We start from the raw sequence: 26,502 nt of genomic DNA on the forward strand, positions 1-26,502 counted from the left end.
GTCCTATTACTCCATTATTCATTCATTAATGACTATCCTCGGAATGTTCCATTTTCAAGTCATCCTGTCCGTGCATGTTCATTTTTTCCTTCATTTCTTTTACCATTTCCTCATTCTTTTCCCATTTATGATTTTGGAGGTTATCATAGGTTAATAGACTGCCGCCATGTTCATCGATAAAAATTTGAGCATCTTTTTTATCTGTAAAAGAAAGAACATTATAGGCCATTGGGGTTTTAATCGGTTTGTCATACACATATGCAGCCTCATCCGCTTCAATCCATTCTTTTGAATCATAATCTTTAACAAAGGAATGGTTGATTTTTTTATCGGGATTTTCCTTCATCCATTTATACATACAGCCAATATCATCAAATACCATTGATTTTCCACTTTCAAGAATAATTTCTGTAGCAAACTCGTTATTTTTTACCGCCATATGGCAGATTTCACATTTATCGGTTTTTTCATTGATCGCCACCGGCTTCACTTCCTTTTTACTGCATCCTGCGACAACGAATAAAGCTAAGATAGCAATGAAGCAGGTATTTACCAATTTGTGTTTCATATTTTTTTCCTCCCAAAATAGATTATTAATAGACTAGCGAAAATCATTGACAAACAGATGGCCCAGAAGATAGTCTCAGGCTGTTCAGATTGTTGCTGGTTGTTTAACACCTTCGTCATTAATGGTTCCTGGTCAGTTACTAGCATGTTTACGGGGCTTTTTAGCATTTTTTGCAATAACATCATCCCCGGGTGCTGAAAGAAAAGCTGATAAGGTGGTGTTTCTCGTGCCAGTTTAAGAAAAAACGGATCAGCGCTGTGAGGCAAATTGCTTTTTCCATCACTGTCGATATCAAGCTTAATGGCGGTGTCCCAGTAATTATGCTGAATGGTATTATCCGTTCCATCCGTCGCTTGGAAATCATTCACATTACTGATAAACGTATTGCCGGTAATCAAATTGTTCCTAATACGATTGATTTGTGCGCCAACAAAATTTGCAGTTATTTCGTTGTCAGTGATGTCATTCTCGCTTGAATCCTCGATAAACATCCCGACACGATTATCAGTTATGCGATTGTGATGCACAATTGAATGGTGTACATCGTAGAGTAGCAGCCCTTGGGCATTCACATTTTGATTATTTTCCAGCAATTGATTTTCAGCAATAACGGAATGATTGGTTCCCATTACCATTGCACCGGTAAAATTCCGTGTTGATATGTTTTGGGTTGCGGTAATACTGTCGGAAAACATCACATGCAGCCCGTACCGTGAATCACTGATGGTATTGCTTTTAAAGATGTTATGATGACTATTCTCCATATAAAAGCCATCTTGTACATGCTCAATCTTGATTCCTTCAAATGTATTTTGGTGGGAATCCCAAAGTTCAACCCCATTTCCCTTTCCGTTTCCTGTTAGTCTAATATTCCGGAAACTTGTCCTTTCAACGTTTTCAAGGTATATTCCAGATTTCCAGATTTTCAAGGTGACATCTTCAATGTGATGATTCTTCCCACTCATTTTAATCACTGCCGGGCTTTTATCTTTTTTACAGCTCATGATCTGAATCCCTTTTACGGTTACACTTTTCCCCTTGATGGTAATAGCTGGTTTATCATTACAAGCTTTAAGAATAGTTCCTTGTTCAGCTTCTATTACTATCGGCTTTAATAAAACAATCGGTTCTTGATATATGCCAGCAGCTATTATTAGTTTCCCACCTGCTGGCACACCATTGATTTGTGATTGAAGAGATCCGTTTGCAGATGTCCCCTTTCCTCCAACTAAACTAATCATCCCCACAAATAAAATCAGTTTCAGTAATACTTTCATTTCTATAATTCCTTCCAGATAAACTTTTTTAAAGGGGTTGAAATCTGTAACAAGTCTAAAATAAACGATTCGGTAGGTATTTCCAATGACTCAGTAGGGCTATTTTTTTGTTCACATTTGAACGTTTTTTGGCAGTTTTTTTTCAAACAGGGCAGTTGAATCTATGTATGGAAAAAAGGGGAGATGGTTCATAAACCATTTCCCCTCTTTTCTTGCACGTGTACTTTTTTCCCGAGACGCATGGTCACAATGAGCGCAAATTTATGCAGCCCGAGCATGAGAAAGCCAGCCATCATCTGGTCAAGTCTAGTGTTGAACGGTGCAGGAAGGAGATTGATAGAGCTTAGTTCGGTGGGGGTAAAGCAAAATGTTGCAGTCATTTGTGCAAGCAGCGGGTTATTCACCTCACCCAGGCTGGCATTGAGGATAAATAGAATACAAGCAGGCAGCAACAATAGCCCGCTCAACATGGCGTAGCGTTTATTCTGCCCGTTTACAATGGGGCGCCACATATGGAAGGACGTGTATAGCAGAACAAGCAAATAGCCATTATGAACAGTGGAATGTTGTGAAAGATAGGTTAAAATGACTGGCAGATGGTAAAAGAGGAACAGGATTGCAAAAGTGTATAGTGCAGCGGACGGAGAGAGGAATAGTTTGTTTAGTCGTGCGCTCTTAGTGCGCCATGAATCGGGAATACCTAATAGAAGAAGTGGCGGGATGATGAAAAATAACATACTCATTTGGATCATGTGCAAACTGAACGACAGATGACTGACGGTCGATAAAGGACTGCCAATCGTTACATAGAGTAAGACCAAGCCAAGGAAAAAAAGGAAGGGTTGTTTTAGATGAATGATTCCGTTTGTAAAGTTCATCAATAAGAATCCATATAGTGCGGCCGCAACAATAAGGCCAGCTAATAAAGGGGTATTCCACAACAATTGACCTTGAAGCCAAACATCATCGAACATATACTTCTCCCTCCAGCTACCATCACTCTGTTTTTCGTTTTTAGAGAAAGATCCTTTTACTACCTATAGAGTTTATGTCGGTTCACGCGATTTATGCCAAATAGGCTGCCCCCATTTCTGTCCTCACAAGCACCTCATGAGGACAGGCTTTGCTTCCACACGCCCCAGTATCCTACTGAATGGGGTTAGTTGGTTCATCTGTAAGATAATTCTGTAGTGTATGCCTCCGGATCGCTAAAACGAGGTCGGCAAGAAAATATAGTCCTACTGCAGACCAAACCCATGCCCAATAGGGTTCTATCACCCGATACATAGAAGCAATTTCCGGATGAATCCATTTTACAACTACAAGGGACAAGAAAACCCAGCAGATGGAGAAGGGAAGACAAATATGACCATGAAGCTGTAAGGGCGTATCCGAATAATCCCACCATTGTTTATGAAAACATTTTTGGAGCATCATCCCACTTACATACTCAACAAATGTCGGGATGAAGAAGCATAAGAGGATCATGATGACCCCATTTGTATTAGGTGAAATCAAATAAACCAACAGCACCGGAGCAAAGCCATACATCGGTTTAAAGGGGCCAAATAGAAAATTCTCTTTGAAAAATTCCCGCTTAGTGAAGAAGCTGTAACTATTTTCAAGCAGCCAGCCAATAAACGAATACACCGTGAAATAAAACACGATGGTCGCTGCTCCTTCAATCGTAAGAATTTCAAAATTTTGAACCGTAATGCCTTGTAACAAACTTATGAACATGGCGTAACCACCTTTCATAAATGGTAAATTTTCCACTTTATGTTTAACAGTTGGTCTGCCAAATATACAAAAAAATGCCACAAAAATGGTGTCAGGCACCTACATTACTCAACACCATGTTGATAATCTTCGGCCAATCTTGATATGATAGGGGCAGAAATGATTGCAAATCATGATGAATGGAGGGATGAATGTGTCAGAAGGGGTTACAGATAAACGGGTTATGCGAACCAAACGAGTGATTCGCGATGCACTTACAGTACTCATGGAGGAGAAAGGGTTTGAAGGGGTGACAGTCCGCAATTTAACGGAGAAAGCGAAGATTAACCGGGGAACCTTCTATTTGCACTATCGTGATAAGTACGATTTATTAGAGCAAAGTGAGGAGGAGATTCTTCAGGGAATTGAAAAGTTGATAAAAGAGTTCGATCCAATAGAGGCCATTGCTTTTACCAGTCAATCCGAACCGGTTCCCGTCATTCTCAAACTATTTGAATACTTTCAAGACAATTCTAGCTTTATGAAGGTCATCTTAGGCCCCAAAGGGAACGCCGCTTTTCAAGTGAAGCTAAAGGAATTGATTAAAAAAATGTTTCTGCAAAAAATTGCTGAAAATTTAAAAAGGGAGGATATTCTTGTTCCCTTGGAATTTTTTATTGCTTATGTGAGCTCGGCCCATCTTGGGGTAGTCCAGCAATGGCTGGAAAGTAACATGGAAAAAACACCTCGGGAAATGACCATCATTTTAACCAGTATGACTTTACTTGGACCTGGGTTTGTTGCAGGCATGAAAAAATAACTGAAGGGAAGAGTGACAAATTTCAGGCGTGCTCTACTTCTTTTTTTCATCATACAAAACAATGAACACTTTCCTCCATATTGTTCATTGTAATTCATGGATGGACAATTTATTATTAGGGTATAAAGATGTTCAACACACTGTTCATTAACTGCGTGAAATTGAGGGGGTTTTTATGTGAATCCAACCATTAATGTAGAGGAAGTCAATAAAAGCTTTGGGAAGAAGCCTGTTTTAAATGATGTCAACTTAACCATCCCGAAAGGCCAATTATTCGGATTAATCGGTCCGTCAGGTGCCGGGAAAACAACGCTTGTCAAAATGATCGTTGGCATGGAAATGGCCGATACAGGGGCGATCCATGTGTTAGGCGAAAAGATGCCGAATCTTAGCCTGCTTCAGGAAATTGGTTATATGGCACAATCCGATGCCTTATATGTAGAGTTAACAGGAGAAGAAAACCTAAAATTTTTTGCTTCACTCTACAGGTTGAGTAAGGGCGAGCAAAAGAAACGAATCGCTTACGTTGCTAACTTGGTCAACCTGACAGGAGACCTAAAGAAGCGAGTGGCAGCCTATTCAGGGGGAATGAAACGGCGCTTATCCTTGGCTATCGCCCTTATTCAAGACCCAAAAGTGTTAATCTTAGATGAACCGACAGTAGGAATTGATCCCGAATTGAAGTTATCGATTTGGAAGGAATTTTTACGCCTAAAAAATGAAGAAGAGAAGACCATTATCGTCACCACTCATGTCATGGATGAGGCAGTTAAGTGTGATTACGTCGCCATGGTCCGGGACGGCTGTATCTTAACGAGCGGCACTCCTAGTGAATTAAAGGCGTTATACGGAACAGACGATTTCGATGAGGTATTCCTCAAAGCAGGGGTGAAACAGTCATGAGAACAACGGCGCTAATCAAAAGGATCATTCAGCAAATGCTGCGTGATAAACGAACATTAGCCTTAATGTTTGTGGCTCCTTTATTAATTTTGACCCTCATGTACTTCTTATTTAATGGCAATACTGTGAAACCGACCATAGGTGTCGTAGGGGTTGATTCCAGTCTCGTAAAAGCCTTCAAAGAGGCAGACATAAAGGTAAAGGAATATGACGCGGTAGCAAAAAACACTGTAGTGGATGATGATCTAAGCGGGTTGCTGCAGCAGGAAAATGGACAAATGAAATTAACACTTCAGAATGACGACCCCAGCTCCGCTAAGGGATTGCAGGCGAAAGTCAACCAAACGGTTTCAGCCCTTGCACAAGGCAAACTCATTCAGCAAAATCCAGCACTAGCAGGAATGCTGCCTAAAAAGATTGAAACAAACTATGTGTATGGAAACAAAGACACCGTGTTTTTTGATGTACTAAGCCCTATTCTAGTCGGTTTCTTCGTCTTTTTCTTTGTATTTATCATTTCCGGCATTGGGTTACTACGTGAGAGGACGACTGGGACGTTAGAACGATTATTATCTACTCCGATTCGAAGAGGAGAAATTGTTACCGCCTATTTGATCGGCTATGGCATATTTGCAGTCCTGCAAACAATTATTGTTGTCTTTTATTCGATTACCGTGCTGGATATCGTGCTCGCTGGCTCAATTTGGAATGTCCTTCTGATTAATTTGCTTTTAGCATTGGTGGCATTATCATTAGGAATATTGTTATCAACGTTTGCTGCCTCCGAGTTTCAAATGATGCAGTTTATCCCGATTGCGGTTATTCCACAAATCTTCTTCGCGGGGATTTTCCCTCTGGAAGGAATGGCCGATTGGCTGCAGGTGATTGCAAAAGTGTTTCCCATGTACTATGCAGGTGATGCCTTAAAGAGCGTTATGTATAAAGGGAATGGTTTCAGTGAGATTGGCGGGGACCTTCTGGCATTAGTGATATTCGCGGGTGTATTCATCCTACTTAATATCTTTTCAATGAAAAAATATCGAAAGTTATAGAGTGGAGGGGATGAATGATCATCCCCTCTTTTGCTATACCATTATCTAATTGTTTTTAATGCGCCGCTCCATGCAACCACTTCGCCAAGCATGGCATTCACATTTGTCAGATGCAATTCAGCCGGTTTGAAGGTACTTCCGTTTTCAAAATCTGTGAATAAAGATAATGTTGGATGTGTGCGAACGTCGGCAACTTTTAATTCGCCTAAGATTCCGCGTAAATGTTCTGCTGCACGAGCACCGCCGGTTGAACCATAGCTTACAATTCCAGCCGCTTTGTCATTCCATGCTTCACGTGCAAAATCAAGGGCATTTTTTAATGCGCCTGTGATGCTGTGGTTGTATTCTTGAACAATAAAGACGAACCCATCTAAGTTAGCAAGTTTTTGGTTCCATGCTGCGATGCCTGGTTCAGTGCCGTCAGTTGTTCCCAAAAATGGTAAATTGAAATCGGCAATATCAACGATTTCATAATTTGCGTCCCCACGCTTGTCAGCAATCCCTTTCACCCATTCTCCAACTTGTGGACTTACCCGTCCTTGACGTGTGCTTCCTAAAATAATACCAATGTTTAATTTTGTCATTGTCGTTTCCTCCTCTTTTGTTTTACCAAATAATTTATCCAAAAAACCCATATCCTGCACCACCTTATTACAAAATCTCAGATTTAGTTATTATGAATTATTATATTTTTAATTCGAGATAATAATATTACATTTCCCCCTCACTGTCAACCATTTTACCTTTCACGTGGTAAACGGATTAATTCCCATAAGGAAATAAAAAAACACTTAGCCATTATAGGCTAAGTGGTAATCATAGAAAGGGTGTCAGGCACCCTTTTCGTCATATTTTCGTCCGTCTTGAACAAAGAGGATGCCAAGTTCGTGGTGGTCGCCTTCGTAGAGGGCGCGTTGGACGAATCGGATCTCTCCTTTGGTATCGAAGACCTCCAATTTGCAGTGGGCCCGGTTTTTTTGCAGTGCCTCGTAGAAGGTATTTTCATCCCGCACCAATACACCATTGGCTTTTCCAATTATTTCTCCCACCTGAAGCCCCATTTTACTTGCAGGTGATTCAGGAATGACACCAATAATCATGACACCGTGGTTTTTTTTCGAAAAATAGGGCGGCAGATTTTCATCCTTCATATAGGCAAGCAATGCCACTAATTCACGTCCGATAACAGCTAATGCTACGGCTACGATAGAAACGAGTGGGTACCAATAACCTGCGGCCGAAATGAGTGTGATGAACACACCAAGTACAATTACCCTAAGGCCGTGCAGTTGGATGGCCTCTGCAGGGAGCATCCCTTTAACCCGCTGGTGAAATCCTATCGCAATTGGAACAAGAAATAGTGAATACTCGCCCGCCCCTATATGAAAGACCGGCCACCATTCAAATGGAAGCTGTAGCGCATTCCCGGGGATTAGTAAAAATATGGGCAGCATCCAAAAACGTTTTACTTCATGCGCACCAACACTTTGACCACGTTTACTTTTGGTGATTTTAGGCGATGACCCTTTAGCCCCATTTTTTAAAATAAGGATGCCTTCTGCTAGTAACAATAAACCCAAAACCACAACAACCGAAGGATACACCTTCTCACTTATAGACTGAAATGCCTTTGAAAATGGAGGAATCGACCAATTATTTTCTGCCATTAAAATAACCGCAAAAAAGGCAGCACCAACCGTGTAAGCCGGTGACATTAAACGTATATTAGTCGTTAATGACCACAACAGCGTAAATCCCGCTATTAGAAGGATAATAGCAAATGGTACGGTGATCCCTGCTGCAACCACAACAATTGAAAGGATAAGTCCGATGAGCAGTCCCAGTGGAAACAATTGTCGCAGCTCAAAATAGGCATCATGCGCTCGAATATGGAAATGTTTCCGCTCCCGTTTCACTCGGAGCACACCTAACAGCGCCGAGAGGAAAAGAAGATAGTATAAAACAGGATGAAGAAATAACTTGCCTGTCCCTTTAAGTAGCTCTACAAGCCATATTTGCACCATTTCCTGCCACCTGCCTCTATTTGTATTCTAGTAATCTATTATGTAAAAGTCCCTTAAAGATCATTTTACCAAATTAACACTGTAAAACATATTGCTAGTTTCTAGAAAAAATAAAAATTTCATTCTATCAAAATAAAACAGAGACCGCAGTCTCTGCTTTATCATTACTTCGTGATCAACTTCAACGCCATTTGCAGTTGCAAATCGTTTTTCTCCTTTTTTACTTCTTTCACGACGGCTTCTTCGAGCTTGGCAGCGGTTTGGGTATCAATTTTCCCAGTTGGCTCCAGGTCATTTTGCTGCTGGAAGCCCTTCACGGCCACTTTGGTTTGATCACTAAAGTATCCATCTGTTCTTCCAGGCGCATATCCCAAGCCAGCTAAAATTTCTTGTGCATTTTTAATCTGCTCATTGTTCATATCCAGAGCAAGTGGCTTCTTTATCTGAATTGGATGAGCGGCAAAGAGGGCTGGTTGTTTCACGACTACATCCGGTTTGATTCCTTTTTTATGAATCCAATTTCCATCAGGGGTTAACCATTTTGCCAAGGTTAGCTTGATATTGCTGCCGTCCCCCATTGGCATTGGTTGTTGTACGTTTCCTTTGCCAAACGTTGTTTCACCCACTAGTTTATAACCGGTAGCCTCTTTCAAAGATCCTGCCAAAATTTCTGAGGCGGAAGCACTGCCTTTGTCGACAAGGACAAGGACAGGATAATCCTTTTTCTCCGAAATGGTAGAGAAGTAACGCCTTTTCTGGCCGTTACGCTCTTCAATCTGTACATACGGCTTATCTTTAGGAACGAATTCTTTTAAGATCTCACCGACACTATCTAAAAATCCGCCGGGATTGCCACGAACATCAAGAATCAATCCTTTGATATCGTCATTTTCCAGCGCCTTTAAATCCTTTTTAAAATCAGCCGCCGTATCTGCTGAAAAAGAGGTAATTTCAATATAGCCGACCTTTTTGCCATCTTGTTTTTTGACGGAGGCATGAACGGTCTCAAGTGGAATCTCATCCCGCTTCACATCAATGGATAAGGAATCCTTTAAACCCTTTCTGGCAATTTCCAAATTTACGGTCGTACCCTTTTTTCCACGAATTTTCAGCGTCGCCTTATTCAGATCAAGCCCTTCCACACTCTTACCGTCCACCTTTAAAATTTGGTCATTCGGTTTGATGCCAGCCTTTTCAGCAGGAGAATTTTTAAAAGGGGAGACAATCACAATTTTCCCATCTACCATACCGACCTCAGCACCGATGCCTTCAAACGATGATTCCAATGTTTGCGTGAATTGCTTGGCCGTTTCCTTGTCCATATAAACGGAATAGGGGTCTTTCAGAACGGCGAGCATCCCTTGAATCGCCCCTTCAACCAACTGCTCCCGGTCTACTTTCTCAACATAGCTGCTTCGGATCATATCGTAGGCCTGCTCCACTTTTTCCAGACCTTCTGTATTTGCCTCGGAATTTATTGCTTCTTCTTTAGGGGCCGCCTTCTCTTCAACATTAGGAACTGCCATTTCCGTCCGGTCAAGAAATTTCAATCCAGCATAGGTGCCCCCAGCGCCTGTAAGCAGCGAACCCGTCATCAACAGGGCAATCCATTTTCGATTCATCCGAATCCTCCTTATGTTAAATACCTGTCATATAAATTTTATAAAAAGGCTCCAAATTCCTGCCCGCATATTAACTTATATGTGTGGAGTGGACGAGTTATGATTGAAAGAACGGCAAAAACTAGATGGAGGCAGAACACCCCATCCTTCCGTGTAAATATATTCCAGCAACATGACGAAGTCACATAATAAAGGCGGTGTGAGCAGAGCTAAACTTCACTTTATTCATTTCTGCGGCGCCCCGCCCCTTTTCCACAAAAAAAGAGAAGCAACAGCTTCTCCCAAATTTTTTTATAGTGGTACAATTCCCATCGGACTGATGGCTGAATGATAGGCCCATCGTCCTTGATAGAGTTCAAAGTGCAAGTGCTGGCCATGGGAATCACCTGTATTCCCCATGATACCAATCTGCTGCCCTTTGCTCACAGTTGTGCCTTCCCCAACCAATCGTGTTTGCATATGGGCATACACGGTTGTATAGGTTTTACCATTAATATTGTGCAAAATATAGATTACATTTCCATAACTATTCGAGTAATGGGAAACATATACGACTCCATCTGCTGCTGCAACTATTGGTACCGTACCAGCTTTGGCGATATCAACTCCATAGTGGAATGCCCCGTCGCGGCCACCAAATCCTGAGGTAATGACACCTGAGGTCGGTCTTGTAAAACTTCCGCCTGAAACAGGTGGTGTAGTTGCTACAGCCCCACCACCGCCGCTTGAAGCATTTCCTTGAGCCTTAGCCGCCGCAGCAGCAGCCGCTGCAGCCGCTGCTGCTTTAGCCTGGCGTTCCTGCTCTAGCTTAATCGACAGTTGAATCGCATTCTCTTGCGCTGCAAGGATTTGCTCCTGTTCCTGCATATCCATTACATATTCATGTGCTTCTTGCTCTTGCTCATTTAAGTTTGTTAATAGTTTATCTTTTTCTGCCTTTTGTACAGCCAAATGCTGCTTCATAGCTTCTAAGTCTGCTAGCATCTTTTCAAGCCCGGCAAGGTCGTTTTTGACTTGTTCTTGATTCAATTCAAGCTGCTTCTTGTCGGCCTCATGCTGTTTTAAGATATCCTGATCCGCTTGCATAATGGTTGCGACAGCGTTCGCCCTGTCAATGAAATCACTAAAGCTTGTTGAACCCATTAACACATCAATGTAACTGACCATTCCGCCTGTTTCCTGATAGCTGCGGGCACGGTCCTTCAACAGCACATTTCGCTTTTCAATCCGCTCCATGATAATCTTCGTTTCTTCCTGGAGCTTCACAATCTCGGCTTTTGTTTCTTCGATCTTAGCCGATTTCTCATTCATTTTGGTCGTCGTATCACCAATCGCAAAATCAATTCGTTTCATGTCATTCTTTACATCTTCTTGCTGGCCTTTGATCGAATTAATCTTTTCGTTTGCCTCATTCAGTCCAGATTTTACATCGGAGCGTTTTTCTTGAATTTTACTTTGATCACCCTTTAGTTTGGAGATGGACGCGGCTTCTGTTTTAATCGAAAGTCCACCAAAAGCTGTCCCCATTCCAATGGATGCCGCAATAGTGAGCATCATAACCTTTTTTCTCATTTCCAGTGGTTCCCCTCTCCCTATGTACAGGTACATCTCTTTTTCTAGTAAATCGATTGTTATCTTGTAAACTAAAAATTCAGGAAGGACTACTTAATACAGAGCCCTCCCTGATTATATTTAAACCTTTAAGAACTTTCGGACGGACATAACACTGCCCCAAACACCAATGATAGCGCCCATTAAAATCAAAATGCCTGAGACTTGATAAACAAATGGTTCAAATGGCAGCACCTTGATAAAGGTACCTTCAAGCCTAGGACCAACGTAATCATATGCACGATAATAGGCAATTGAAATAAGGATAATTGGCAAAATCGACCCCAGAATGCCGAGCCATAATCCTTCTAAAAAGAACGGCCAGCGTATAAAGGTATTCGTTGCACCTACTAATCTCATAATCTTAATTTCTCTTCGTCTCGCAATTATCGTAATCTTTATTGTGTTCGAGATTAAGAAAATAGCCGTAAAGAACAAGCCAATGATCAGAACCACACCCACATTACGACTTGCATTAATAAACTTAAATAATTTTTCAACCTTACCTTGACCGTATTTTACTTTTGCCACGTAATTAAGCTTTTCAAGCTTCTTTGAGACAGCCATCGTGTCTGTCGGTTTTTTCGTTTTTACGATAAATACATCGTTAAGCGGATTATCTTGTTCAAAAAGTTTAAAGGCCTTACCATCCTCGCCAAGACTATCTACTAAATTATCTAGTTCTTTCTTTTTGGGAGAAAATTTGACACTTTTTACCTCAGAAATCTTTTCAATCTCACTTTTTAACGATTGCTGTTCTTCTTTGTTCGCAGCAACATCGATGTGAACACGAATCTGCACATCCTCTTCAATGGTTTGTGCCACTCTGTTTAAATTCATCATAATAACGAAAAAGACGCCGACTAATATTAAGGTAACGGTAACAGCACTGACGGATGCAAACGTCATCCAGCCATTTCTGGCAATATTTTTTAAACTTTCACGGGCGTGACGGCCAATTGTTCTAATTTTCATAACCGTAATCACCTCTTTGTTCATCGCGAACGATCTTTCCGCCTTCAATAGCGATAACGCGATGCTTTATTGTATTAACAATCTCCCTATTATGGGTTGCCATCACGATCGTGGTTCCCCTTGTATTAATTTCTTCAAATATGTTCATGATTTCCCATGATGTTTCAGGGTCAAGGTTTCCTGTAGGCTCATCGGCAATCACCACTTTTGGCGAGTTTACGATAGAACGGGCAATCGATACACGCTGCTGCTCTCCGCCGGAAAGCTCTGTCGGTAACATTCTTGCCTTATGCTTCAGGTTAACTAAATCTAATACTTCCATCACACGCTTCTTAATGTACTTTGGCTGTGCTTCAATAACCTCAAGAGCAAATGCTACATTTTCATAGACGGTTAAGGATGGCAGGAGCTTAAAGTCCTGGAAAACAACCCCAAGGTTTCTTCTAAAGATTGGTACTTTTTTCATTTTTAATTTGGCGAGATTAACCCCATTCATCGAGATCGTCCCGGAGGAAGGGACCTCTTCACGGTACATCATTTTAATGAACGTTGATTTCCCTGCACCGCTTGGGCCAACAACATATACAAATTCTCCCTGATTAATCCGGACGTCTATTCCATTAATGGCTGTAACGCCATTCGGATACTTTTTATATACTTCTTGTAGTTCTATCATATTTTACCACCTATAGTTAAAGTTATTTCGAATCTTAATATTCGACAATAAACCTCTTATATTTGCAAAATAGACCAAAATAACAAACAATATGTGCATAATTTCGCATAAACCTATTATAACATCATAATTCGCTAAAAAAAGCGGTAAAATTATTACAGTTTCTTTTCAACGAATTACAAATGTTGACAGGAAAAGCCAATATCACTACATATTTCATCTGAAAACCCCGTTAATCTCCAATTTGACCTATTTTCCCCATAATAAAGTAGGGAAACCTCTTTCGAGGCTTCCCCCTTATCAAACCGTACGTGCCCTATTAAGGCATACGGCTTACCAATGTGTTACAAATGGTCAATACGTTGCCAATCTTTGAGCATATTTCATTTTGCGGACACGGTCAGGAGTATAATACTCTTGACCCTTTTCTTTTGCCTTTAGGATTCGTCTTTCCTGTTCTTTCTTTTGCTTTTCTTTCATTCGAAGAATGTAACTTTCTAGAGAAAAGCCATATATCTTGTGGTAGTAATACCAGTATGAAGGGATAAGTCCAATAATAGCAAAGAACTCATTATTCCATTTTGTTTTCATCGCATGACCTTTTCTTTGGCTAGGGTGTTTGTGAATCATGGCTACTCTTAACCTTTGTCGAATATAGCCATCTATCGCAAGTAGTTCTTTCCCAAATGCTTTAAAGAAGCATGAACTGTTAAATCCGTGTTCTTCATTTGCCTTAATTGCTTTATAAATATTGAGAAAATAGTTTACTTTTCCTCGAATCACTGGGTTAACATACTCAATCCACTTTTCCTTACTCAGAGTGAGTGTTTTCTTCGTCTTGACTTTGATTTTCTGGCGAAAATCATTCCAAGTTGATTCTTTCGGTTTAGCTATATAGTATGGCTTACCATCCTTCTTGCGTTTTCTCCAGTGTTCGAAAGTGAATCCCATAAAGTCAAAGTCATCATCATCGAAGTTTACAAATTTTGTTTTCTCCGTTGCAAGTTCCAACCCAAGTTCGGCTAATTTCCTTTTCGTAATATCTGCCGCTCTCTTTATGTCTTCTTTGGTTTTTGCGAATAACAAAAAGTCATCGGCGAATCTTACAAAACGAATATTGTTTTCAGCCCAGATCCAATCAAGTTCATTTAAATATACGTTCGCTAGTAACGGAGAAATAACCCCTCCTTGCGGAGTGCCGGTATCTGTTGAGTGAAATTTACCTTCTTCCATATAACCAGCTTTTAGCCACAACCAAATCATATCTAACACTGTACCATCTGCGATGTATTTATTTAATACTCTCATCAGCTTCTTATGTGGGATATTATCGAAAAAGCCTTTAATATCTGCATCGAAGATGTAATTATATCCTTGTTCGATATTCGCCATGATTATTTGCAGGACACGTTCTGCACCAACATTTGGTCTGTATCCACATGACCATTTGTGAAAGATATCCCTTTCGAATTTCGGCTGAAGTACATTTACTATTGCCTGTTGGACAATTCTATCTTCAATATTCGGAATGCCTAAGGGTCGCTTTTTGCCATTTTTCTTAGGAATATAATGTCTTCTTACTGGTGACGGCTTATACTCTTTATTTCTCAGTCTCTGTAGAAGCGAGTCCAGATTTTCATCTAAGTGATATCTATAGCTGTCAATTGTTTCGCCATCAATACCACCTGACCCGTTGTTGGCTTCTACCTTTTCCCAAGCAGCTTTTAGCCTTCTGTCGAAAAGTATTTGTCCATAAATACTATGCCATTTGAATTTTAACGTATGATTCATTACATATTCCGCACCCTTCATTGTGTACATTCAGTTCGTTTATACCGAGGTATCGTTTTCTGTTAACATTACACATCTTTACAGATGTGGAGCCACAAGGTCGTTCCCCTTCCGTTCATGCATGGTTTAGTCCATACACTACTTCCGTACTATGAGAACGTCTGACTTCTCCATTCACATCTAGCATTTCGGATTACCCTTATAGGTAGATGTCCCTTTGGGTTGGAATGGAGACCTCACGGGGTCATCGCACCTTCCTTCTAAACATACCCAGCACCATCACTTGATAAATTGCCTCTATCCGGCTGATTCATTGGTATAGAGACCACTAATGTTATAGTGGGCTTCCCATTATATTCGCATAGTCGCCAACTTACCCTGCCGCCGTGCTTCACACTTATTGCATTTGGGTCTGCTTATCCGACTGCGGGTCTCTCGATTGTCCGCATCTCCTTCAGACATCACCTCACGGTGATGCCCTAGATTAGTCTTCACTAGTTGTATCAGCACTCTAGTGGAAGGATTTTCACCTTCGGGAAAACGAGTCTTCTAGGATTCGGGAGCCGTGTTTATCGCAATAACGTACTCCAACCTTTAACAACTCATTCAGTGCAGTTCTACTGCACAAGGTACGACTGCCTGTCGCACAAAAAAACGATCTGCCATTAAATAGCAGATCATTTTTGATTCATTGTTTATTTTTTAGCTGCAAGCCAATCGGCCACTTTGTCAGCATCATCGCCAGTAACTACGTTCGCAGGCATACCGCCGGATTTCCCATTTTTAAGAATATCTAAAATTTCATCTTTTGAATACCTAGAACCAACCTTGGTTAAGTCTGGACCCATTCCACCCTTAAGATCTCCGCCATGGCAGCTTGAGCACTTTTGATCGTAAATCTTTTGTGCATCGCCCGCTGAGGCCGTTTCAGTGGTATCGGTTCCACCATTATCCTTATCTTTTGATGTGTCGTCATCGCCGCCCCCACATGCAGCAAGACCCATTACTAGAGAAGTCCCTAGCAACAATGTTAGTAGCTTTTTCTTCATAACTAGTCCCCTTTCAGAAATAAATACCATCAATGCTTTATTATACCAGTGGCTATGCGTGTTTGAAACCCTCACCAAGTACCTCTGCCGCATCCATTACAATGACAAACGCAGTTGGATCAAGGGTTTTGACCAATTGTTTCAATTTTGTGAACTCCGTTTGGTCAACCACACACATCAGAACTGGTCGTTCATGGTCTGTAAAACCACCATATGCAGATAGTTTTGTCACACCACGGTCAATTTTATTCAAAATTCCTGTGCGAACTTCTTCTTGTTTATTGGTAATGATCATGGCCATTTTTGATCTGCCAAAACCAACTTGGACTAAATCTATCGTTTTACTTGTTACGTAAAGGGCGATTAACGCATACAAACCCTTCTCAATATCGAAAACAATGGCAGCTGTCAGGACAATTAACCCGTCTATCATGACTACACATCGACCAAGGGTAAAGCCCGTGTATTTATTTATGATTTGCGCCGCAAGGTCTGTACCACCCGTAGATGCTTTTCCTCGAAAAACAATGCCGAGGCCAAGTCCCACACCAATTCCGCCGAACAAGGCACCTAGCAAGGCGTCATGTGTCCATGGCTCCAAAGTATTTGTTAGAAATACGACAAAAGGTAGAAAAATGGTGCCCACAAGCGTTTTGACTCCAAATTGTTTTCCTAAGAAAATGACGCCGGCAATAAATAATGGAATATTAAACGCCCATTGAACATATGCCGGTTCCCACCCTAGAACCGTTTTTAGAATGGTACTAATCCCACTTACGCCTCCGGAAGCTATTTGGTTAGGGAGTAAAAAGACATTAAATGAAAGGGCGATAATGGCAGAACCAATCAAAATAAAAAGGTAATCCACGGCCACCCTCGTTTTTGGATAGCTTTGTGTCAGCTTGCTCAAGATATTCATACCGATATTCTCCTCTAAAAAATCCTTTTGCTTATAAGTTTTTAATCATAACCGAAAGTGAGTATAGCATGGGAAAAATGCCGTGTAAATAACAGCAAACTGACGCGATGAAGGGCTAAATTTATAAGTAGCATTTGCTTTTATCGTGGTTTTCATGAGGGGTCATAAGTAAAGCCTTTACCGAACTAGTCGACAAAGGCTGGTGAATCGTTATTATGAAATTCTTGAACGCAAATAGGCATTAATAAACTGATCTAAATCCCCGTCCATCACTGCCTGAACATTTCCGCTTTCCGTAGATGTCCGGTGATCCTTTACCATTGAATAGGGATGGAAGACGTAGGAACGAATCTGACTGCCCCAGCCAATTTCCTTTTGCTCGCCGCGGATTTCAAGTAATTCTTGTTCTTTACGCTCAATTTCAAGTTGATACAGTTTGGCTTTTAACATTTTCAACGCTGCCTCGCGGTTTTTAATTTGCGAACGTTCTGCTTGGCATGTGACAACCACATTCGTTGGCAAGTGGGTAATCCGAATGGCCGAATCGGTGGTGTTAATATGTTGTCCGCCAGCACCAGTGGCACGATAGGTATCAATTTTTAAATCCTCTGACCGAATTTCTATTTGAATATCGTCATTAAGTTCAGGCATCACTTCACAAGAAACAAACGATGTATGACGGCGGCCTGAAGAATCAAACGGCGAAATCCTTACCAAGCGGTGAACCCCTTTTTCCGCCTTTAAATAACCGTACGCATTGTGCCCTTTAATGGCAAGCGTCACACTTTTAATCCCCGCTTCATCACCTGGAAGGTAATCAAGCGTCTCTACCTTAAAGCCTTTTTTCTCCGCCCAGCGGGTATACATCCGCAGCAGCATCGAGCCCCAGTCTTGAGATTCCGTTCCGCCGGCACCGGGATGAAGCTCTAAAATCGCATTATTTTTATCATACTCCTCACTTAAGAGCAGCTGCAGTTCAAATTGACTTAGGCGTTCTGTTAACTGCTGAAGTTCTTCCTCCAGCTCCGCTCGAAGTTCTTCATCATTTTCTTCCTTCACAAGCTCATAGGTTACTTCCAGGTTTTCATACGAGTCACTTAATTCAGTAAACTCATTTACCTGATCCTTTAAGCCATTTGCCTCACTAATAACCAGCTGTGCTTTCTCTTGATCGTTCCAAAAATCAGGCTGAAGCATCGAATCATCTAGTTCAGCAATGCGGGCTTCCTTATTTTCAAGGTCAAAGAGACCCCCTAAAGTCCGCTAGTGTCTTAGCTGTTTTTTCAAGTTCGTTACGAATTTCTGCTAATTCCATTTCCTTCACCTCTATAAAAATTAAAATCAAGTCCGTTTCGTTTTGGTCAGTCCTTTTTCATTATAGCTTGATAACGGGGTAAAATTCAAAGTTTGACAATAGTCTAAAAACCCGCCACTAAATTTACTAGCATAAACAATCCTACATTTCACAAGAGAATCCACTAAACTTCCTTAGTATTTATATATTTCATTCTGTCAAAAATGGTACTATTAAGTTAGTATAGAGTGGAAAAATAACCCTCTTAATGTCAGCCCTAAATACATAATGAAAAAAACCTTTTCACATTAAATTATGAGGATAAAACATAGAAAGAAAAAGGAGTGAGGGAGATGGAGCATATAAACCGGAATGATCGCTGTCCGTGTGGAAGTGGAAAAAAGTATAAAAAGTGCTGCGGAGTGAATGAAGCAGTATCGATCACCCAGATTATTGAAAACGAAATCGATGAACTGCAAAAGCAGCTTCTTCATTTTGCCTATTACCACTATGGCCATGAAATCCAAGAGGATTTTGAAATTCTTGAATCGGTGATGGACATCGAAAATGATCAAGAACGAGAATTTTATGAGCTGATTCACGCCATTTGGTTTTCCCTTTTTGAAGGGTTAGAGGATGGAAGGACCATCATTGAACAATTTATCGCAGTTGAGGGCGGAAAAATTAAGCGGCCGAAACTGAAACACATTTTACAAACATGGACGCACGCCAGAACGATTGCCGGAAAGGTGCTTTGCGTTGAAAACAACAAGATGAAGATTGAAGATGGCTTTACATTGGAACAAATGGAGACCATCGTTACCAATCTGCCCATCACGATTGGGGAAGGGGATTTCTTTATTGGCATTCTGCTCCCTTACGAGCAAAATTACGTCTTTTTCCCATCACCATTTGATTTACCGGATCTTAAGCCTGAGCAGACCTTTTCCTATATTAAAGAAAGAAGTCTTAACAGCGATTACGATTCCCCACAGGAGTATTTGACAGATTTTTTCATGGAGGTCTTAAGTGAGCTCCCGATGATTGGCGGCCTGCTGGAAGTGGATGAATTGGATTGGCCTGCCCCTATTTACAAACAGGTCGCAGACCAATTCAAGGAGAAGCTGGAAATGGTTCTACCGCCTCCAATCATCGACACAGGGATTATTCTTTGGCTTAACTTTTGTCAAAAAAAGCAAAAACGGATCCAAAACCCGAATATTTATGTCGCGGCCCTGCATTATTTACTAACCATGATTGCACCAATAGAAGAAATGGTTACACAAAAGGAATTTGCGAAGGAATACGGCGTTTCTGCCGGGAGTATTTCCTCCGTTGTTTCAGAGCTGGAATCCGAATTAGCGGAGGAAATTGCTGAACTAGTGGGTCTTGTGTATGGCGATGAACAGACTTTCGACAAACCACCAATGGAAAAAGCACCCGTCATTCAGTTCCCTACGAGCCGGAGTTCACTAAAAGAAGGAAATTCTGATGGAGCAGGGGCATTTGTCCAGCCATTAACCAGTGGAAATCCTGTCCATAAAAAGACGGTGCGAAAGGCTTCCAGACGGGACGAGGAACGGGCACGAAACCTAATCTATGATGCCTATCAAACCGATGGGAAGCAGCGGTATAAATTAGCGGAGGAAGCCTTACAGCTTAACCCCAATTGTGTCGATGCCTATGTCATTCTCGCTGAAAAAACAAAAAGCCTGGAAGAAGCCATTTTACTGTATGAAAAGGGAATTCTCGCCGGTGAAAGAGAACTCGGTACAGCCTTTTTCAAGGAAAACAAGGGCTATTTCTGGGGCTTACTCGAAACAAGACCATTCATGCGGGCAAAACTGCATTACGCCGAGGCCCTTTCCCTTTTAGGAAAAAGGAATGAAGCGATAAAACAATACGAAGAACTCCTCGAGTTAAATCCCATGGATAATCAAGGGGTGCGCTATTCGTTGTTTGTAGCATATATAGATTCGGGTGATTTCAAAAAGGCTGGCAATCTGCTACAACAATACGAAGAGCCTTCGGCGCAAGGCTTATATAACAAACTTTTACTCGAACTGCATGAAAACGGCTTTACGAAAGAGGCCGAAATGTTTTTAAAGGCAGCAAAAAAAGAAAACAAACACGTGATTGGCTATTTAACCGGTAAAAAACGGCTTCCCGCCTATCCACCTGAGTTTTATGGATTTGGCGATGAAAACGAAGCGATTGTTTATGCGGATATGCATTTGCAGTTGTGGGGGAAGATTGACGGGTTAAGGGAATGGTTGAAGGGGAAATAAATAAGGAACGGTACACATTTAAAGCGAGAGGATAACTCCTCTCGCTTTAAATTATTTTGGTGTGGGTACTAATCCATTTTTGGGACCATGAGCAGCACTTAATGCTCTTTCCATCTCTGAATCACCTCTACCATGACAGTAGGAGCAAGCCATGTCAGGATTATCCTTATGTTCTATTATCGTTTCATCGTATTTATTTCCTGTTACCCCATAAATAGCTGTTTCACCATTATGACAGGCTTGGCAGAATTCCCGCTCCTTTGAATCATTTAATACTTCAAAGCTATTTTTATCTGTATTTCCCGCTTTGAAAGGACGGCTACCTTCGTGACCCAACGTTCCTTTTAGCATTTTTATATTTTCCGATCCATGTGTATCGTGACACTCAGCACATGGCATTGGACCATTTAGACCACTTCCATCTAACGCAGTTAGCGAATGTCCCGATTCACCATCATTATAATATTTTGTAATATCAACATTTTTATCAGCATTATGACAACGTAAACACAAGGAGTAATTACCAGACAGACTTCCTAGGACGTTTATTTTTTTATAAGAAAGGACCTCTACTGTTGAGTTAGTATGATAATCCTTAGGAACCGAAACTATATCACCTTGGTGGCAGGTTTCACACGATGTATTTAAACTATCAATTTTAGATTTATCTGTTTTAGTATAAATAATGTGATCTGTTAGTAAATTAGGATTCTCCGGGCTCCAAGTTAAATGCGGATTGTGACAGGAAGTACACGAACCAGATTTAGTTTTATGATTATCGACCAATGCTGTTTCATGCTTCGATTTAATCCCTAAATTTATTTTATCCGGCATTGGGGTAGATAATGGAGCTGTAACTGTCCCGTCATGACATGACATACAATAATTATCCGCTAATTCCTTCTTTTCCAGACTTGAAGTATCTCCCACGTGAGTGCTATGGCAATTCGCACAAGTATTTGTATTGTTGCTATAGTACCCATGTGGTTGATTCTTATACTCCGCAGTAAATTCATCAATAGGTGTGTCCTTAACAGTGCTGCTAACCGTTGTGAACTTTTTTATCATTGGAAAAAAGTCATTATTCACATCATCCTTAAAGAGTCCAGGATGTTCTTTGTACTTGTCAGAAATCAGGCTTGGGTTAAACATTAGATAATATGTTGAACCAGGCTTTAAAGGGTCTTTAAAGGTTAGCTGTAAATGATTATTTAATTTCACAGGTACAGCACTTTCTACAAAGCCCTTATTATCAAACAGGTAGATCGGGAAAGAAATATTTTCCGGCATATCACTAAATTCAATTGATATGGTTGGATTTAAGACTACCCTGGTCATATCTTCATTAGCTAAAATATCAACTTCCACCGTTTCATCGCGGTCTTTACTTAAACCATCTTCGACTATTTTATGACGGTAATTAAACGCACTCAGCTTAATAGAGGTTATATATGGACGTTGAATTGGAATGGATATTTGATTAAATTTTTTAGGATCTATTTCTTTGTTATCTGAGGCCTCTAAAAAGTATTTATTTAATTTGTCCGGAAAATTTTTGGTAATTGACCAGTTTCCTTGAGAATCAGGAATAATTGCTTCGAGCTCATTTTGTTGGTTATTCTTGTCTACATATACTAATTTCATATTAATATTTTCAGCTTTAGTTAAATTGTCAGAAACAAAACCTTTAACTATTGTGCTGCCATCAGCATTTTTCTTAATTTCCTTTACATTAATCGTCGGGGCTGTGGCATCAATTATCAGATTTACAATAGGATTTGAACTAATTGGCTTTCCTTCAACTTCTGCTTTAGCAGTAATAGTATGAATACCCTCAGTCAATGTAACCGGAATTGACCAGCTATTTTCTGTTATTTCGCTAGTTGTTCCAATTTCCTTTGTACCATCATAAAGAGTAATAGTGTTTCCAGCTGGAAAGTTTTCAACCGTACCGGATATAGTTAAATTAGTTTCATTTGAAAAATCATCCGAAATCGGAGAAGTGATGGTAAGAATCGGATCCGTACCAGTTAATTCCTCGCCATGGACGGTTGTTACAGACAATAATTGTTGGGATCCCAACAATTGAATACATAAAACAAAAATGATTATTACTAGTAACTTCGTTTTATGCAGGAGTCCCACCTTTTTCATTCAGTACCCCTCATCTCTGCTTTTCTGTATTTTTTTCATTAATTGATATACATATATTTTAATGCGATTAAGGTGAAGGGACTAGTGTTTACAGGCATTATTCAATAAATATACATATATATAAGTTAAATATGTAAAATATAGGATGTGTAACTTTGAGGGCGGAATCTATTCCTTATTCCCTTAATACGACCTTCACTGTGATAAAACGAAGTATATAGCAATTTACAGTGTGAATGGTGTTAATTCGATCACGTTGTTTGACAACCTATTATGAAAATAAGTAGACTTATTTTAGATATAATAAGGTGCTATGCGGTATGCATAACACCTTATCCCAAAACATTAACTTTTTGAGCTAATAATTAGTTGCAGCTAATTGTTAGCTTATTTTATTAATAGCCAGAAGGCATTCCATTTGGATGGTCTGCAGAACGCTCAGTATTCTTAATTGATTCAGCATGAGAGCTGTTGTGACATGCCCAACATACTGACATGTTAGTGAATTTCTTAAGAGCAGAAGAAGCGTTGTTGTCTTGCATGTAATTTAAAGCTTCTGAATCAGTTTTAGCACCAGAATCTACTAAGCTCTTAATTGTATTTCCAAGAGAATCTTTCATGATGTAAGCATCAGTACCGTGACCATAGTGACAACGTACGCAAGTATAAGAGTCGCTGTTTGTGCTGTGACGGTATGCTGCATTTTCAGCTTCAAAGTGAGTTGATTTAGTTCCAGAAGCAGTTAGGTAATCTGTATGGCAAGCCGCACAGAATTTAGACATTGCAACACCGATATCTGTTACTTTACCGTCAGCTGAAACTTTATAGCCAAGGTCTTTTAATTTCTGTTCAGATACCCCCATTTTAGCTACAGTTGATCCGCTGAAGTACGCAGCCTGATTGATCTCATGTCCGTTCTTTTCCATTTTAACAACTACAGGACGAGCTAAGAAACCTTTTGTTGCTTTACCTAATGCAGTTGCACCAGCTGGAGAAGTTGAGTATGCTTGTGCATGTTCGTAATCGAAATATACACCAGAAGTTGAACCGTAAGCAGCAACAGTTGTATCATTTTCCATCAAACGAGACCAGTAAGATTTGCCGTCTGTACGGTTGTCATAACCATATAACCAGGGAGCTTCAGACTTAGTATATCCAGAAGTACCTTTGTTGTATTGAGCAACAGTTACTACACTGTTTGCATCTGTAGAACGAAGTAATACTACAGCATCAGTTTTTCCTGCTAATGCTTCAGCTATTGTTTGTCCTGCAGTTTGGTCGTAAACAGTAACGTTCTCTAATTGCATACCACCTTGAGAAGCTGGCATTGAAGCAATTCCGTTTGGATTGTACGCAAGTAGACGGTCAGAGTAAGATCCGTGTGGTGCGTGACAGCTAGCACAGTTGAAGTTTTCTCCCCAACCAGTTCCACTAGTTTTAGAACCTTCAGTATGATTTCCACCTGGTGCAGCACTGATTTTCATTGAATCGTTAGCTTGGTGCTGAGATGCGCCGTGCGTCCCACCAAAAGTACCAGCACCAGTCATTTTAGCAGTTTCGCCGCTAGCAAATACGTTAGCAAATCCTAATGTACCATCATGACAAGCAGTACAAGTGTTATATACATCATCTGCAAATAACAATGAATCGCCTTTTGCAGTGTGTGTTTGGTGACAGCTTGCACAAGAGTTAGTGTTGTTTTGATAAGAAGTGTGAACGTTTTGACCAGATAAAGCTTTAACAACATTATCATGTTCAGAACCGTCTGTTGCATCGTCAACACCTTTACCAGTTTCGTTTGCGTTGGTAATAGATGTTCCTTTTTGACCAGGGTTCATTGTTGTTGCCGCAGATGCAGCAGCTGCAAACATGCCTAATAGCATAATTGCAAAAAGTAAGCTAAAGCTAAACTTTCTCATTCTTGAAACCTCCCAAATAAATCTCTCTTTTTCTCTCTTTTTTGTTTTATATACTCTGAAAAGGCCTCTAACGTTGCGTTTTCTATACCACCCCCTTTAATATGAGGAAATAGGTATTCACACTAGCGTTCATTAATGTTTCGGCGAACTAGACGCTTTTATTTGAAAATTTGAACTCTGATGTTTAGTGTATCCGTAATATAAACATTGTCATTTTTGTCGATGAATAAGCCGTTTGGTAAAGAGAATTGTCCGTTGTTTTCCCCCATACCGCCATATTCAAATACTTTCTTGCCATCCTTGTCAAAACCATAAACCAAGTGTGTCAAGTTACTGACAACATATATGATGCCACGGCTATCAATGCCAATTCCCCTAGGGTTGACAAAGATTGATTCCCCCTTGCCGTTATTTGAACCATTGATAATCTGTTTAAATTTGCCTACTTTATCGAAAATCTCTACACGCTGGTTGCCAGTATCGACGACATAAATATTACCTTCATCATCGGCGGTAATACCATTTGGTGAGTTAAGTTCGCCATCTTTCGTGCCTGGCTTACCGACTTCAAGTAGCAACTTTCCGTTTAAATCAAATACATAAGCTTTATTTGTTTTAATATCAGTCATATACACTTTTTTATCAATAATTCTTAATGCAGCTGGTGCTGATATTTTTTTACTATCCATTTCTTTTTTTGCAAAGTAATCAATAAATTTCCCTTTTTCATCGAAAATTGAAATATTGCCATTATATAAATCGGCAACATATACTCTTCCCTTATCGTCAGTTGCAATTCCATAAGGGAACTTAAATTGCCCTTTGCCGGTTCCGTCCTCGCCGAACGAGAACAACAGGTTGCCTCCAACATCAAATGTAAGAACACGTTTATTATTCGTATCTGAAACATACGTAAACGAACTATTGGCGGTTACATCCATTGGCTTACTAAGAGGCTTATTAAAGTCACCAGTAAGCGCTTGGCTGTAGTTTGGTGCTCCATCTGGATTAATTACTTTTAACAATCCCGTATCAACTGCTTTTGTTTGATTAAGGAAAAGGAAGGTAAAAACTGCTGCCGTAGCTATAGCAATGAGTGCCATACCGATATACACATTACGTCTTTTCATCGTTATTCACCTTCAGTCTTTGTGTCTTTATCTTTTAATCTATCTAATGCATCGATTGCCTCTTTATACAATGGATCATATTGGAGTGCATCCTTATAAATGGTTATCGCATCTGCATATTTTCCTTCTGCTTCTGCTACCATCCCAATTTGATAAATGATATCGGAATTGGTTGGAGCCAGCTTATTGGCTTCTTCAAGTGACTTGGTCGCCCTATCGTACTCTTTCAACCCACGATAGGCAATTCCCATTTGCACATAGCCCTTATAGTCTTTAGGAGCAATTTTTACAGCTTTTTCATATTCAATCAGCGCTTCATTATATCGTTCTTCAGATATATAAACTAAACCCATGTTGTACCTGGCATCATAATTATTCTTATCTTGCTCAAGGACATTATCAAACTGTTTAATCGCTTCATCATGGTCACCTTTTAAATAATAGGTATAGCCAAGGACGATTCGATTTTCTAAATTGGCAGGATCTTTTCTTACTGCTTCTTTATAGTAATCTAGCTGCTCATTGACTCGTTTCATATCAATGCTATTCCAAAAATAAAAGTGACCAAGAGCATATCCTGTACCTACGGTAACAATTAATGTCAGTAATAATAAAAGGATCCCGGTTTTCTTTTTAAAGGTCTTTTGCTGTTTCTTGCTTGCCCTTTCCTCTACTTCCTGAGGTGCTTTTTCTGCTTCCATGGTAAATCCC

General features: G+C 40.3%; 22 protein-coding genes. 4 read left to right on the forward strand and 18 right to left on the reverse strand.

Translation table 11 applies throughout. The features are described 5' to 3' along the window. Positions 1 to 25: 25 nt before the first annotated feature. From RCG19_RS05800 to RCG19_RS05815, 4 genes are all read right to left on the reverse strand, one after another. Positions 26 to 568, reverse strand: coding sequence for a nitrous oxide reductase accessory protein NosL (locus RCG19_RS05800; protein ID WP_308110017.1), 543 nt, complete (start codon positions 566 to 568; stop codon positions 26 to 28). After that, the gene (locus tag RCG19_RS05805; protein WP_308110018.1) at positions 565 to 1,845 is read right to left on the reverse strand and encodes a right-handed parallel beta-helix repeat-containing protein; all 1,281 of its coding nucleotides are present in this window, start codon (positions 1,843 to 1,845) and stop codon (positions 565 to 567) included. Before RCG19_RS05805 ends, RCG19_RS05800 begins: the two co-directional genes overlap by 4 nt. A gap of 188 nt (positions 1,846 to 2,033) precedes the next feature. Beyond that, positions 2,034 to 2,819 (reverse strand): cytochrome c oxidase assembly protein, encoded by a 786-nt coding sequence (locus tag RCG19_RS05810; protein ID WP_308110019.1) that lies wholly within the window; start codon positions 2,817 to 2,819, stop codon positions 2,034 to 2,036. A 172-nt stretch (positions 2,820 to 2,991) separates the two neighbouring features. Further along, positions 2,992 to 3,585, reverse strand: a complete 594-nt coding sequence (locus tag RCG19_RS05815; RefSeq protein ID WP_308110020.1) for a putative ABC transporter permease — start codon at positions 3,583 to 3,585, stop codon at positions 2,992 to 2,994. Between the two features lie 172 nt (positions 3,586 to 3,757). Here RCG19_RS05815 and RCG19_RS05820 point away from each other — a divergent pair, with 172 nt between their 5' ends. The 3 genes from RCG19_RS05820 (at position 3,758) to RCG19_RS05830 (ending at position 6,339) form a co-directional block, all read left to right on the forward strand. Continuing rightward, entirely contained in the window at positions 3,758 to 4,384 is a 627-nt protein-coding gene (locus tag RCG19_RS05820; RefSeq protein WP_308110938.1) for a TetR/AcrR family transcriptional regulator, read from the forward strand. A gap of 177 nt (positions 4,385 to 4,561) precedes the next feature. Further along, positions 4,562 to 5,287, forward strand: coding sequence for an ABC transporter ATP-binding protein (locus RCG19_RS05825; protein WP_308110021.1), 726 nt, complete (start codon positions 4,562 to 4,564; stop codon positions 5,285 to 5,287). After that, positions 5,284 to 6,339 carry an ABC transporter permease gene (locus RCG19_RS05830; protein WP_308110022.1) on the forward strand — a complete coding sequence of 352 codons (1,056 nt, stop codon included), beginning with the start codon at positions 5,284 to 5,286 and terminating at the stop codon, positions 6,337 to 6,339. Before RCG19_RS05825 ends, RCG19_RS05830 begins: the two co-directional genes overlap by 4 nt. Before the next feature lie 41 nt (positions 6,340 to 6,380). On the opposite strand, the gene RCG19_RS05835 is transcribed toward RCG19_RS05830, so the two are convergent. The 10 genes from RCG19_RS05835 to prfB form a co-directional block, all read right to left on the reverse strand. Next, positions 6,381 to 6,974 carry an NADPH-dependent FMN reductase gene (locus tag RCG19_RS05835; protein ID WP_308110023.1) on the reverse strand — a complete coding sequence of 198 codons (594 nt, stop codon included), beginning with the start codon at positions 6,972 to 6,974 and terminating at the stop codon, positions 6,381 to 6,383. Positions 6,975 to 7,169: 195 nt separating this feature from the next. After that, positions 7,170 to 8,363: a PDZ domain-containing protein gene (locus RCG19_RS05840; RefSeq protein WP_308110025.1), complete on the reverse strand. Its 1,194-nt coding sequence runs from the start codon at positions 8,361 to 8,363 to the stop codon at positions 7,170 to 7,172. A gap of 164 nt (positions 8,364 to 8,527) precedes the next feature. Next, on the reverse strand, positions 8,528 to 9,985 hold the full coding sequence (locus RCG19_RS05845; protein ID WP_308110026.1) for a S41 family peptidase: 1,458 nt from the start codon (positions 9,983 to 9,985) through the stop codon (positions 8,528 to 8,530). 291 nt (positions 9,986 to 10,276) lie between these two features. Further along, the gene (locus tag RCG19_RS05850; protein WP_308110027.1) at positions 10,277 to 11,557 is read right to left on the reverse strand and encodes a murein hydrolase activator EnvC family protein; all 1,281 of its coding nucleotides are present in this window, start codon (positions 11,555 to 11,557) and stop codon (positions 10,277 to 10,279) included. 120 nt (positions 11,558 to 11,677) lie between these two features. Then, positions 11,678 to 12,571, reverse strand: coding sequence for a permease-like cell division protein FtsX (ftsX, locus tag RCG19_RS05855; RefSeq protein WP_308110028.1), 894 nt, complete (start codon positions 12,569 to 12,571; stop codon positions 11,678 to 11,680). Further along, on the reverse strand, positions 12,561 to 13,247 hold the full coding sequence (gene ftsE / locus RCG19_RS05860) for a cell division ATP-binding protein FtsE (protein ID WP_166246723.1): 687 nt from the start codon (positions 13,245 to 13,247) through the stop codon (positions 12,561 to 12,563). Before ftsE ends, ftsX begins: the two co-directional genes overlap by 11 nt. Before the next feature lie 354 nt (positions 13,248 to 13,601). Beyond that, positions 13,602 to 15,038: a group II intron reverse transcriptase/maturase gene (gene ltrA / locus RCG19_RS05865; protein ID WP_308108194.1), complete on the reverse strand. Its 1,437-nt coding sequence runs from the start codon at positions 15,036 to 15,038 to the stop codon at positions 13,602 to 13,604. A 695-nt stretch (positions 15,039 to 15,733) separates the two neighbouring features. Continuing rightward, on the reverse strand, positions 15,734 to 16,087 hold the full coding sequence (gene cccB, locus RCG19_RS05870) for a cytochrome c551 (RefSeq protein ID WP_308110029.1): 354 nt from the start codon (positions 16,085 to 16,087) through the stop codon (positions 15,734 to 15,736). A gap of 52 nt (positions 16,088 to 16,139) precedes the next feature. Beyond that, positions 16,140 to 17,006, reverse strand: a complete 867-nt coding sequence (locus RCG19_RS05875; protein ID WP_308110030.1) for a YitT family protein — start codon at positions 17,004 to 17,006, stop codon at positions 16,140 to 16,142. 213 nt (positions 17,007 to 17,219) lie between these two features. Next, positions 17,220 to 18,321 (reverse strand): peptide chain release factor 2 gene (prfB, locus tag RCG19_RS05880; RefSeq protein WP_166246726.1). Its coding sequence is split into 2 segments (ribosomal slippage): positions 17,220 to 18,248 and positions 18,250 to 18,321, totalling 1,101 coding nucleotides; the frame shifts between segments, so codons are not numbered across the junction. 332 nt (positions 18,322 to 18,653) lie between these two features. Here prfB and RCG19_RS05885 point away from each other — a divergent pair. Further along, positions 18,654 to 20,588: an SEC-C metal-binding domain-containing protein gene (locus RCG19_RS05885; RefSeq protein WP_308110031.1), complete on the forward strand. Its 1,935-nt coding sequence runs from the start codon at positions 18,654 to 18,656 to the stop codon at positions 20,586 to 20,588. A 51-nt stretch (positions 20,589 to 20,639) separates the two neighbouring features. Here RCG19_RS05885 and RCG19_RS05890 read toward each other — a convergent pair whose 3' ends face one another. From RCG19_RS05890 to RCG19_RS05905, 4 genes are all read right to left on the reverse strand, one after another. Next, positions 20,640 to 22,742, reverse strand: coding sequence for a multiheme c-type cytochrome (locus tag RCG19_RS05890; RefSeq protein WP_308110032.1), 2,103 nt, complete (start codon positions 22,740 to 22,742; stop codon positions 20,640 to 20,642). Between the two features lie 395 nt (positions 22,743 to 23,137). Further along, positions 23,138 to 24,661, reverse strand: coding sequence for a cytochrome c3 family protein (locus RCG19_RS05895; RefSeq protein ID WP_308110033.1), 1,524 nt, complete (start codon positions 24,659 to 24,661; stop codon positions 23,138 to 23,140). Between the two features lie 158 nt (positions 24,662 to 24,819). Next, a complete protein-coding gene (locus RCG19_RS05900; protein WP_308110034.1) occupies positions 24,820 to 25,791 on the reverse strand; it encodes a 6-bladed beta-propeller in 972 nt (323 codons plus the stop codon). A gap of 2 nt (positions 25,792 to 25,793) precedes the next feature. Further along, complete coding sequence (locus RCG19_RS05905; protein WP_308110035.1) at positions 25,794 to 26,492, reverse strand: tetratricopeptide repeat protein; 699 nt, start codon at positions 26,490 to 26,492, stop codon at positions 25,794 to 25,796. Positions 26,493 to 26,502 lie beyond the last annotated feature (10 nt).

This window comes from Neobacillus sp. OS1-2, assembly GCF_030915505.1.
In the GTDB taxonomy this organism is placed as follows: Bacteria; Bacillota; Bacilli; order Bacillales; family Cytobacillaceae; genus Neobacillus.

Coding starts and splice junctions, on each gene's coding strand:
- RCG19_RS05810 (WP_308110019.1), bottom strand. CDS start 2,819: ATGTTCGATGATGTTTGGCTTCAAGGTCAATTGTTGTGGAATACCCCT.
- RCG19_RS05905 (WP_308110035.1), bottom strand. CDS start 26,492: ATGGAAGCAGAAAAAGCACCTCAGGAAGTAGAGGAAAGGGCAAGCAAG.
- ftsE (WP_166246723.1), bottom strand. CDS start 13,247: ATGATAGAACTACAAGAAGTATATAAAAAGTATCCGAATGGCGTTACA.
- RCG19_RS05890 (WP_308110032.1), bottom strand. CDS start 22,742: ATGAAAAAGGTGGGACTCCTGCATAAAACGAAGTTACTAGTAATAATC.
- RCG19_RS05800 (WP_308110017.1), bottom strand. CDS start 568: ATGAAACACAAATTGGTAAATACCTGCTTCATTGCTATCTTAGCTTTA.
- RCG19_RS05845 (WP_308110026.1), bottom strand. CDS start 9,985: ATGAATCGAAAATGGATTGCCCTGTTGATGACGGGTTCGCTGCTTACA.
- RCG19_RS05830 (WP_308110022.1), top strand. CDS start 5,284: ATGAGAACAACGGCGCTAATCAAAAGGATCATTCAGCAAATGCTGCGT.
- RCG19_RS05875 (WP_308110030.1), bottom strand. CDS start 17,006: ATGAATATCTTGAGCAAGCTGACACAAAGCTATCCAAAAACGAGGGTG.
- ltrA (WP_308108194.1), bottom strand. CDS start 15,038: ATGAATCATACGTTAAAATTCAAATGGCATAGTATTTATGGACAAATA.
- ftsX (WP_308110028.1), bottom strand. CDS start 12,571: ATGAAAATTAGAACAATTGGCCGTCACGCCCGTGAAAGTTTAAAAAAT.
- RCG19_RS05895 (WP_308110033.1), bottom strand. CDS start 24,661: ATGAGAAAGTTTAGCTTTAGCTTACTTTTTGCAATTATGCTATTAGGC.
- RCG19_RS05900 (WP_308110034.1), bottom strand. CDS start 25,791: ATGAAAAGACGTAATGTGTATATCGGTATGGCACTCATTGCTATAGCT.
- RCG19_RS05835 (WP_308110023.1), bottom strand. CDS start 6,974: ATGGGTTTTTTGGATAAATTATTTGGTAAAACAAAAGAGGAGGAAACG.
- RCG19_RS05815 (WP_308110020.1), bottom strand. CDS start 3,585: ATGTTCATAAGTTTGTTACAAGGCATTACGGTTCAAAATTTTGAAATT.
- cccB (WP_308110029.1), bottom strand. CDS start 16,087: ATGAAGAAAAAGCTACTAACATTGTTGCTAGGGACTTCTCTAGTAATG.
- RCG19_RS05820 (WP_308110938.1), top strand. CDS start 3,758: ATGATGAATGGAGGGATGAATGTGTCAGAAGGGGTTACAGATAAACGG.
- RCG19_RS05805 (WP_308110018.1), bottom strand. CDS start 1,845: ATGAAAGTATTACTGAAACTGATTTTATTTGTGGGGATGATTAGTTTA.
- RCG19_RS05885 (WP_308110031.1), top strand. CDS start 18,654: ATGGAGCATATAAACCGGAATGATCGCTGTCCGTGTGGAAGTGGAAAA.
- RCG19_RS05850 (WP_308110027.1), bottom strand. CDS start 11,557: ATGAGAAAAAAGGTTATGATGCTCACTATTGCGGCATCCATTGGAATG.
- RCG19_RS05840 (WP_308110025.1), bottom strand. CDS start 8,363: ATGGTGCAAATATGGCTTGTAGAGCTACTTAAAGGGACAGGCAAGTTA.